The organism is Pedobacter sp. 05L430, assembly GCF_056397585.1.
In genome coordinates this window covers 1-10674 of the sequence record NZ_JBFTNT010000239.1, presented here as the reverse complement: position 1 = coordinate 10674, position 10674 = coordinate 1, and the positions used below count along the sequence as shown (strand labels likewise).

The 10674-nt window shown below is 37.5% G+C and carries 10 protein-coding genes; 7 read left to right on the top strand and 3 right to left on the bottom strand.

Annotation, left to right across the window (positions count from 1 at the left end):
- From AC1DG9_RS21090 to AC1DG9_RS21075, 4 genes are all read left to right on the top strand, one after another.
- Positions 1 to 598: PhoH family protein (locus AC1DG9_RS21090; RefSeq protein ID WP_477635186.1), on the top strand; the 598-nt coding region annotated here is incomplete at its 5' end.
- Between the two features lie 36 nt (positions 599 to 634).
- A complete protein-coding gene (locus AC1DG9_RS21085; protein ID WP_172663338.1) occupies positions 635 to 1588 on the top strand; it encodes a phosphoribosylaminoimidazolesuccinocarboxamide synthase in 954 nt (317 codons plus the stop codon).
- A gap of 78 nt (positions 1589 to 1666) precedes the next feature.
- Complete coding sequence (locus AC1DG9_RS21080; RefSeq protein WP_048904961.1) at positions 1667 to 2053, top strand: STAS domain-containing protein; 387 nt, start codon at positions 1667 to 1669, stop codon at positions 2051 to 2053.
- Positions 2053 to 2964 (top strand): ribonuclease Z, encoded by a 912-nt coding sequence (locus tag AC1DG9_RS21075; protein ID WP_288883817.1) that lies wholly within the window; start codon positions 2053 to 2055, stop codon positions 2962 to 2964. The genes AC1DG9_RS21080 and AC1DG9_RS21075 overlap by 1 nt, the downstream gene beginning before the upstream one ends.
- Here AC1DG9_RS21075 and AC1DG9_RS21070 read toward each other — a convergent pair whose 3' ends face one another.
- From AC1DG9_RS21070 to AC1DG9_RS21060, 3 genes are read right to left on the bottom strand one after another with little or no spacing between them, the layout of a single operon-like run.
- Entirely contained in the window at positions 2965 to 3915 is a 951-nt protein-coding gene (locus AC1DG9_RS21070) for an MlaD family protein (RefSeq protein WP_172663336.1), read from the bottom strand.
- A gap of 28 nt (positions 3916 to 3943) precedes the next feature.
- Positions 3944 to 4789: an N-acetylmuramoyl-L-alanine amidase family protein gene (locus AC1DG9_RS21065; RefSeq protein WP_172663335.1), complete on the bottom strand. Its 846-nt coding sequence runs from the start codon at positions 4787 to 4789 to the stop codon at positions 3944 to 3946.
- Positions 4790 to 4815: 26 nt separating this feature from the next.
- The gene (locus AC1DG9_RS21060) at positions 4816 to 5694 is read right to left on the bottom strand and encodes an N-acetylmuramoyl-L-alanine amidase family protein (RefSeq protein ID WP_246269726.1); all 879 of its coding nucleotides are present in this window, start codon (positions 5692 to 5694) and stop codon (positions 4816 to 4818) included.
- A 131-nt stretch (positions 5695 to 5825) separates the two neighbouring features.
- Here AC1DG9_RS21060 and AC1DG9_RS21055 point away from each other — a divergent pair, with 131 nt between their 5' ends.
- The 3 genes from AC1DG9_RS21055 to AC1DG9_RS21045 form a co-directional block, all read left to right on the top strand.
- Positions 5826 to 8096, top strand: coding sequence for a putative LPS assembly protein LptD (locus AC1DG9_RS21055; protein ID WP_477635185.1), 2271 nt, complete (start codon positions 5826 to 5828; stop codon positions 8094 to 8096).
- An 11-nt stretch (positions 8097 to 8107) separates the two neighbouring features.
- Complete coding sequence (locus AC1DG9_RS21050) at positions 8108 to 9355, top strand: competence/damage-inducible protein A (protein ID WP_172663332.1); 1248 nt, start codon at positions 8108 to 8110, stop codon at positions 9353 to 9355.
- A 50-nt stretch (positions 9356 to 9405) separates the two neighbouring features.
- The coding region (locus AC1DG9_RS21045) for a dihydrolipoamide acetyltransferase family protein (RefSeq protein ID WP_477635184.1) at positions 9406 to 10674 on the top strand (1269 nt) is incomplete at its 3' end.

Sequence of the window (10674 nt, the reverse complement as noted above, 5' to 3'; positions counted from 1 at the left end):
GAAGATGGTTGAGAGTATTAATAAAAATGATGTGCTCTTTGCTATCGGACCTGCCGGGACCGGAAAAACTTACACAGCCGTTGCCCTTGCAGTAAGAGCATTAAAAAACAAAGAAATCAAGCGTATCATCTTAACCAGACCTGCTGTTGAGGCAGGAGAGAATCTTGGGTTTTTACCCGGCGATTTGAAGGAAAAGGTTGATCCTTATTTACGCCCATTGTATGATGCACTGGACGATATGATCCCTGCCGAAAAACTTAAATTATATATTGAAAACAGGACTATCGAGATTGCCCCACTTGCTTTTATGCGTGGAAGGACACTTGATAACTGTTTTGTAATTTTGGATGAGGCACAGAACTCCACTGATTTACAATTGAAAATGTTTTTGACCCGTATGGGGCCATCAGCAAAATTCATTGTAACGGGCGATATAACTCAAATAGATTTACCGAAAAAGCAGATGTCGGGTTTACATAACGCGCTGCGTATTCTTGAAGATATACCAGGTATTGATATTATTTATTTAACAGGTGAAGATGTGGTAAGACACAAACTGGTTAAAAGAATATTGAAAGCCTATGGTGATATTCAGTAATTTTAAATAAACAATAAAAGCTTTTTAGCACATAGCATGACAGCAATTAAAGAAACAAATTTTAGCTTCCCTAAGCAGACAAATTTTTACAAAGGAAAAGTGAGAGATGTTTATACCATTAACAACCAATTTATGGCAATGGTAGTAACAGACAGGATATCTGCATTTGATGTGGTTTTACCTGAGGCAATACCTTTTAAAGGACAAGTATTGAACCAGATAGCGGCTAAATTTTTAGGTGCAACAAAAGACATTGTTCCGAACTGGGTTATTGATGTACCTGATGAAATGGTTACCATCGGACGTATTTGTGAGCCATTTAAAGTGGAAATGGTAATTAGAGGTTATTTAGCAGGGCATGCCTGGAGAGAATACAGCGCCGGGAAACGCAGTGTTTGCGGAGTAGCTTTGCCAGATGGTTTAAAGGAAAATGATAAATTACCTAACCCAATTATAACGCCTACAACTAAAGCCTCTGTGGGGCATGATGAGGATATTTCTAAAGAAGATATTTTAGCCAAAGGCATCGTGTCTGTTGCAGATTATACCCATCTTGAAAATTATACTTATGCATTGTACGAGCGTGGTACCCAAATGGCTGCTGAGCGAGGTCTTATCCTTGTAGATACTAAATATGAATTCGGTAAAGTTGGCTCAGATATTTATTTAATTGATGAGATTCATACGCCAGATTCTTCTCGTTATTTTTATGCAGAAGGTTATGCAGACAGACAAGATAGGAATGAACCACAGAAACAGTTGTCTAAGGAATTTGTAAGGAAATGGCTAATAGAAAATGGATTTCAGGGTAAGGATGGGCAAACCATTCCGGTGATGTCTGCTGAAATTGTGAACTCTATATCTGATCGTTACATTGAGCTTTATGAACAAATAACGGGAGATCAGTTTGTGAAAAATGAGACAGCTGATGTGGTAAGCAGGATAGAAAAAAATGTGGCTGATTCTATAAGTAAACTCTTATCGGCGTAGACATCTAATCTACTTCAATAATTAAATAAATCAGAGAATTTTAACTACATTCGTAATCAAACTAAATAAATCAATATCATGAAATTTTCAGTAGATAAGCATGAAAAGTATGTTGTTTTGAAGCTTAATGAATCTAAGTTTACGAACGATAATACACCGAAATTGAAATCTGAATTCATCTTATTGAATACAGAGGGATATCGTAATATCGTATTAGACTTATCGGCTATAAAGCAATGTGATGATTCTCAGGATCTGAGCAGTTTGCTTGTTGGAGACAGACTTTGTAAGAAATCTAATGGCCTGTTTATTGTAACAGGAATAAATGAGGTTGTGGCTAAAATATTGGAAATGTCCAATTTAGACCAATCGCTAACAATTGTGTCAAAACTTGATGAAGCAACTGATCTAATCTTTATGGAAGAAATAGAAAAAGAGTTGTTGGGAAGCGTAGATAAAGATTAATGAAATTTGAGGTTACTATTTTAGGGAGCAGCTCTGCCACGCCCGTATATAATAGAAATCCTACAGCACAGCTTTTAAATTGCAATGAGAAGTTTTATTTGATCGACTGTGGTGAGGGTACTCAGCAGCAGTTGATCAAATATGGCTTTAAAGCGAGCAAGATAGATTATGTGTTTATAAGCCATTTACATGGCGACCATTATTTTGGTTTAATAGGTTTGCTTTCCAGTCTGCACTTAAACGGACGTGTTAAGCCTATTAAGATATTTGCGCCGGAACCTTTACAGGAAATACTGGCCCTTCAGTTTAAATATTCAGAAACGGTAATTAGGTATCCGATTGAATTTGTGGTCACTCAGGCAAATGAATCTGTTCAGATTTTTGAAAATGCTGATCTGGTTGTTGATAGCTTTGTTTTAAATCATAGAATTCCATGCACGGGATTTAAGTTTATCCAAAAGAAACGACTGCGTAAGCTCATTGTTGAAAAATTGGAGGAAGAGCAGATCGATATTGAGTATTATCCTTTGTTAAAAAGAGGTGTTGATCTTAATTTACCTGATGGCAGAGTTATCTTGAATAAGGATTATACTACCGACTCTGATACCCCTAAAAAATATGGGTATTGTTCTGATACATTGTTTGATGAAACATATTTTAACAACATTGCAGATTGTGATTTGCTGTATCACGAGGCTACATTCTTACATGAAATGCTAGACCGCGCAAATATAACACATCATACGACGGCTTTACAGGCCGGTGAGATAGCCAAAATGACCGGGGCTGCAAAATTGCTTATCGGTCACTTTTCATCAAGATACAAGACGTTGCAACCTCTTTTGGATGAAGCAAAATCTGTTTTTGAAAACACTGAACTTGCAATAGAAGGTAATACTTATATTATTTGATTACTTATCCTTTTTACCCCCACCAAATATGGAGAAGTGAACATAACGTTTTGGGTTTGCTTTCAGATCTATCATCAGGTTATCAAGGCTTTTAGACGCATTGTTTAGATTGTCGTACATTTTTGTATCGTTAACTAACAGGCCTAGTGTTCCTTCACCATTATTGATTTTACCTACTATAGTTTGAAGATCTGCAACAGCTTTATTTGCATTATCTATTGTTTGTTTGAAATTAGCTGCAGCTACCTGATCCGTAATCGAATTGATATTGTTCAAAATGGCAGATATTTTGGCGTTGTTCTGCTTTAGATTGCCCGAAATTGCTTCTACATTGGCAAGAATTGCAGATATGCGGGTGCCTTCTGAACCAACTAGATTATCAACCTTTTTAGAGGTAGATTCTAAAGACGAAAGGGTAGAGGCTATGCTGTTAAAGCTTTTATCAACATTCTTTTGGAAATTTGGATTCAAGATGGAATTCACACTTGTTAGAATGGAGTCCATTTTTCCAATAATTAACTCAGCTTTTTTCTGAACTGGTTGTACCGTTTCAAGAATTCCTTTTTGAACGTTTGCATTCAATGTGTCACCATCCTGAGCAAAATCATTACCAGTACCCAGCGCCATTACAATTGCTTTACTTCCTAAAAGGTCGGTGCTTTCAAGCTTGGCAATACTATTTCTTGGGATCTCGTATTTGCCCTTGATTTTAAGCGTGGCAACAATTGAGCCGTCTGTTTGTAATTCCAGTTTATCTACACGGCCAATTTGATAGCCATTAATTAAAACCGGTTTGGATACCGCCAGACCATCAACACGCGAATATTTTGCATATAAAACAGTTTCACTTGAAAAAATGGCATTCCCCTTTAAAAAATTATATCCTATAATTAACAGGGCTATAGAAAAGGCAGCTAGTATGCCTACTTTGGTTTCGTTTGCTATCTTCATTCAGTGTATGTTCTTGGTATGTATTTACTTAATTTGTTTCGGTTTCCTTTTTGTAAGTTTTTATTGCCTTGAAAATTGAATTAACAATTTCTTCTTGTCCATGCGCTGAATTCATGTATTCTTCTTCGGTAGGGTTAGAAATAAATCCAATTTCTGTTAGTACCGCCGGCATTCCGCATCTTTGAAGAATTAAGAGTCCTTGTTCCTTAATCCCCCTGTTTACTCTATTGTCATCGTTGGTATAATTGTGCTGAATTAATTTAGCTAATTTCAGACTCTTATCCCTAAATATATTTTTGAACAAAGATAGTATAATAAATGTTTCAGGATCATTAGGATCGTAGCCATTATAATTTTGCTTATAATTCTTTTCGAGCTTGATGTCCTCATTTTCCCTAATGGCGGCATCTTGCTCATTTAAGCGGTGAGAACCTGCAACAAATGTTTCAGTGCCACTTGTAGATTTATTCTTTACATACGAATATTTAGGGGTCTTTTTGCCTCTTCTGTTTTTTGTATAACCGGTAACCACCCTTTTATCAGGCATTGAGTTACAGTGAATAGAAATGAAAAGATCGGCTTTATTGTCATTTGCAAGGGCAGCTCTTTTATAAAAATCTACATCAACATCTGTTTTTCTGGTATAAAGGATTTTTACTCCGGGTAATTCTTCTTCGAGCTTTTTGCCTAGCTTTAAAGCTACTTTTAGCGCTACATTTTTTTCCAATGAAAAACTTCCTCTGGCACCAGGCTTCGTTCCGCCATGTCCGGCATCAATAACAATAGTTTTAACTTTATAAGTTTGGGAAAATACTAGTTGTGAACTAAATAAACATAGTAATAATAACAGGGCTGCATTTTTCTTTACACTCATCTAATAATAGTTATTGATTCAATTATTTATCCTTCTATGCTTTTCTTGTAGTTTTCAATAGCCTTTAACAGACAATTGGTTATTTCAGTTTGTCCGGCCTCAGAATTCATATAGTCTTCTTCATCAGGGTTACTTATGAAACCAATTTCGGTTAATATGGCAGGCATACCTGCACGAGCCAAAACTGCGAGACTTTTTTCCTGAACACCACGATCGATGCGGCCAACATTAATGTATTGATCTTGTACCAGTTTAGCCAGTTTTAAACTTTGGGTTCTGAAAGTATTTTTCATTAGAGAAAGTATAATGAAATTTTCAGGATTGTTCGGGTCGAAGCCTTCGTAATTTTCCTTGTAGTTTTCCTCTAAGAATATGGATGCATTTTCTCTTTTAATAGCTTCGTCTTGTTCATTTACGCGTCCCATACCTGAAACAAATGTTTCGACTCCTCTTGTAGATGTGCTTTTTCTGCTAACTGTGCTTGTTATTGGAACTCTTTTCCCCCTGCTGTTTTTTCTATACCCAGTGACTACAGTTGACCTGTATACCGGCATATCATTGCAGTGAATTGAAATGAAAAGATCTGCTTTTGCATTATTTGCGATAGCAATACGCTCATAAAGAGGAATAAAAACATCCTCAGTTCTTGTGTAAATTACTTTTACATCCTTCATATTCGCTTCAATGGCAGCACCCAGGTGTAATGCTGTTTTAAGGGCTACATCTTTTTCAGTAGAGTAGAGCCCTCTTGTACTGCCATCTTTGCCACCATGTCCGGCGTCAATAACAATAGTTTTTATTTTATATTCTTGCGTAAATGCCTGATAATTAGATATAGTAATAATAACTGCAGAAATAAATACAATCAAAATCGCATTTGGTCTGAGCAATGGTATATTTTTCATTAATTTTGAACGTTTTGGATTAAACATTAATGCAAAAATAACATTCACACACGAATTTGAAACTTTTACGGTACATCATTTTTTTAAACTTCATTGTTTTATTAACATCTGTTGGTAATCGAGCCCTTGCTTTGAATAATTTTTCATGGCAGCAAGTAATTAAACAAGCAGACACCACTAAGAAAGGTAACGCACAAACTGCGCCAAAAGATACGACTGCCAGTGAGAAAATAGAATACTCTGCTCAAGATTCCAGTTTTGTGGATAAAGAGAAGGAAATGGTTTACCTATATGGGAAAGCCAGGGTTAAGTACCAGGATTTCGAACTTGATGCCGATTATATTACTTACAATTCAAAAACCAAGCAGATTTATGCCAGTGGAAGAACTGATGCTAAGGGAAAGTATGTCGGCAGGCCTATTGTTAAAATGACCGGGCAATCCACATCGCTTGCAGACTCACTGTTTTATAATACAGAAACCAGTGTTGGTCGTATATGGGGAGTATATACGGAGCAGGAGGGAGGATTCTTTACAGGAGGTAAAGCAAAGAAGCAACCGGATGATGAAATTCATAGTAAAGGCCAGACCTATAGTACCTGTAACCTACCACATCCGCACTTTAACGGTAACATAAACTTCCGATATTCAAATTCAAGGTATGGTCTGGAAGGTACACCTGAATATACACCAAGAAAGGATTTTAACCTGCAGTGGACGCACAGTCAGAATGCAAATGCAAAACCGGGGACAACATTTTCTGCCTCGGTAGATGCCGGTACAAGTTCCTTTAATCAAAACACAGCCGGGGGAGCCAGTTATGATTATAATCAGTTTACTAAAAATACTTTAAGGTCATCCGTGTCTTATGGCCGGGTTTTTGGCAACGGAATAACCCTTGGTATTGCGGCAGATGGTTCTCAGGAAACACAAAATAAGTCTGTAAGCCTACGCTTACCCGATATCAGTTTAAGTGTCCCAACCTTTAATCCATTTGATTCAAAGGATAGGCTAGGAGAACAAAAGTGGTATCAAAAGATAACCGTTGGTTATAGCATGCAGGCTAGTAATACCATTACAACAACGGAAGATCAGTTATTTAAAAGAGAGTCGCTTAATAAATTTAAAAATGGGGTTAGTCACCAGATCCCAGTAAATATGGCCTTTAATATAGCGGATTATTTTAATTTCAATACAGGGGTATCCTATACCGAGAGGTGGCAATTTCAAACGGTACGTAAATCTTATTTAAAGGTTCTAAATAGCGGTGATCAGGAGATAATTGACACGGTTGCAGGTTTTAAACGCAATGGTGAGTATAGCTTAAACATGGGCGTATCTACAAAGATTTATAGTACGGCTCAGTTTAATAAGTTTGGTAACTTCAAAGCATTGAGGCATGTGATGACCCCTCAGGTAAGTTTTAGCTACAGACCAGATTTTTCGGATGTAGCTAAAGGATATTATAAACTTGCTTACTATACTGACGGAACTCCAAAAATTGGATCGGACGGACAGCAGCAAAAATATTCAATCTTTGAAGGCTCACCTTATGGCTTTCCGGGAGCTGGTCGCTCTGCTTCAATTTCAYTCAGTTTAGACAATACGGTTGAAGCAAAGGTGCTTACTCCAAATGATACTACAGGAAAAGGCGATAAAAAAATTCCTATTATCCAGGGTTTAAGTATTAGCGGTTCATACAATTTTCTGGCCCCAAGCTTTAAACTATCGACCCTTGGATTTAGCGGGCGTTCGCAGTTTACAGATAAGTTAGGCGTAAATTATTATGGTACTTTAGATCCGTATAGATATACGGATACTGTAGATGTTTTGACTGGAAAGGTGAGCAGGAAACTAATCGATGACTACGTATGGAATGTGGGTAAACTGCCTCGTCTAACTAATTTTGGTTTCTCCTTTAATTATAGTTTAAATCCTGAGGCTTTAAAAAAGAAGAATGAAAACGAACAGAATTTAAAGGATAAAGCTGCAAAGACAGGTATGACACCAGAGCAGTCGGAGGAACTTGCCAAAGTAAGCAGGGACCCTAATGCATTTGTGGATTTTAAAATTCCGTGGAACTTTGCCTTTAGCTATACTTTTAATTACAATACAGACAGGGTTGGTCAAAATTCAACGATCACCAATACTTTGAATTTTAATGGTGATGCCAATATCACCCCGAAATGGAAAGTCCAGTTTAATTCTGGTTGGGATTTTAAGGCGAGTACCTTCTCGCAAACCTCTTTAGCTATATATCGAGATTTACATTGCTGGGATATGAGCTTTAGCTGGATTCCTTTTGGTGCTTATCAGTTTTATTCTGTGGACATCAAAGTAAAAGCATCAGTGCTTCAGGATTTAAAACTGAGCAAGAGAAAGAATTACTATACCCGATTCTAATATTTGAATTTATGCTAGCTGAAATAATAACGATAGGAGATGAGATTCTTATTGGTCAGATTGTAGATACCAATTCTGCCTGGATGGCCAAAGAACTTAATCTGATAGGAATTAAGGTAAAACAAATTACCTCAGTATCTGACGATGCTGATCATATATCTGAAGCTTTAGCACTTGCTGAAAAAAGAGCAAAAGTGATTCTGATTACCGGTGGGCTAGGCCCCACTAAAGATGATATTACAAAAATAACCCTCGCCAAATATTTTAATATGGGGTTTAGGAGGGATGAGGATACATTGGCGCACATTACTGAGATCTTTAAGCGGCATAACAGGCCAATGATCGAATCTAATATAAAACAGGCCGATGTTCCGGAAGGTTGTACGGTTATCAAAAATGAGAACGGGACAGCGCCTTGTATGTGGTTTGAGCATAATGGGAACATCATTGTATCTATGCCAGGTGTTCCATTTGAAATGATGTACCTGATGCAGGAACAGATTCTGCCTCGTTTAAAGGGAGCATTTAAACTTCCATTCATTGTTCATAAAACCATACTTACCGCTAATATAGGAGAGTCATTTTTAGCTGCTGAAATTGAGGATATTGAAAATAGCTTACCTGAGCATATTAAACTTGCATACCTGCCAAGACTAGGTCAGGTACGTTTAAGACTGAGCAGCACAGGAACTAATGAAGCAATACTGAAAAATGAGGTAGAAATTTATGCTCAGCAGATTATTGCTAAAGTAAAGAAAAACGTTGTTGTGGAAGAGGATATTGCCCTTGAAAAGGCAATTCTAAATATAATGGATGAGAGAAAGCTTACGCTTTCGACCGCCGAAAGTTGCACCGGTGGTTATATTGCCCACTTGATTACACAACATCCAGGATGTTCATCTGTTTATGTTGGAGGGGCAGTCGTCTATTCTTATGAACTTAAGGAATCCGTTTTGGGTGTTAGCCCTAAAACCTTAAATAATTACGGTGCAGTGAGCGAACAGACCGTAAAAGAAATGGCTCAGGGAGCAATAGATCATTTTAAAACAGATTATGCTGTAGCGGTAAGTGGAATTGCTGGTCCGGATGGTGGTATGCCTGGTAAACCCGTTGGTACAGTGTGGATTGCGGTAGCGAGTAGTAAGCGTGTTGTGGCAAGGGTTTATAGTTTTGGAAATAAAAGAGCGCAAAACATAGAACGTTCAGCCATAGCAGCTTTGACCATGATTTTGAATGAACTTAACCAATATGGGGATTAAGTGTTCAAAATACTTTACTTTTGCATCCGATATCAATCATGAAATAAAAAATGGCTCAATACGAATTATTGTTACCTAAAATGGGGGAAAGTGTTGCAGAAGCAACCATCATTAAATGGGTTAAACAGCCCGGGGATATGATAGAGATGGATGATACGGTTCTGGAAATTGCTACAGATAAGGTTGATTCTGAAGTTCCATCACCAATAGCAGGTAAGCTAATTAAACAGTTGTTCAAGGAAGATGAAATTGTGCAGGTAGGTACTGTAATTGCGATTATTGAAACTGATTCTGATGCTGCTGAGGATGTTGCAGTTACCATACCTGCGGCAGAACAGTCTATTGTTGAAAGCATTCCCGGAACAGAACAATTGGCATCAAATGATGCCAGAGGCGCTGCGAAAGAAGATAGTGGTTCTGATCGTTTTTATTCTCCTTTAGTGAAAAATATAGCTGCTCGGGAAAATATTGCGATAAGTGAATTAGATGCTATATCTGGTACTGGTGCTGATGGACGTTTGACTAAGGATGACTTGTTAAATTATATTCAAAATAAAAAAGGGGGAGCACCTTCAATAGCTCCTGCTCCACAAGCAGCTAAAACTGAAACATCTGTTAAAGAAGAAACTGTTAAACCTGCATCTGTATCTCAGCCATTGACAAGTGTAAGTGGTGGTGATGAGATTATCGAGATGGATAGGATGCGTAAATTAATTGCCGAACATATGGTAATGAGTAAGCACACTTCGGCTCACGTAACATCATTTGTTGAAGCAGATGTGACTAATCTGGTCCTGTGGCGTGATAAGGTGAAGGGAACCTTTGAAAAACGCGAGAATGAGAAGATTACTTTTACTCCATTATTTATAGAAGCTGTTGCCAAGGCAATAAAAGATTATCCAATGATCAACGTTTCAGTAAATGGAAACCAGATTATTAAAAAGAGAGATATTAACATCGGCATGGCCGCTGCTTTACCTAGTGGGAACCTGATTGTTCCTGTTATTAAAAATGCAGATCAGTTTAATTTGGTTGGATTAACTAAATCGGTAAACGATTTGGCGAAAAGAGCACGTATTTCTAAGCTTAAGCCTGATGAAACGCAAAATGGAACGTTTACACTGACTAATGTAGGTTCTTTTGGTAATGTAATGGGTACACCTATTATTAATCAACCACAGGTCGCCATTTTAGCCGTAGGCGCAATTAAAAAGAAACCAGCAGTATTAGAAACAGAATTTGGCGATGTAATCGCTATACGCCATATGATGTTCCTTTCGCTTTCCTATGACCATAGAGTTGTAGATGGAGCGTTGGGT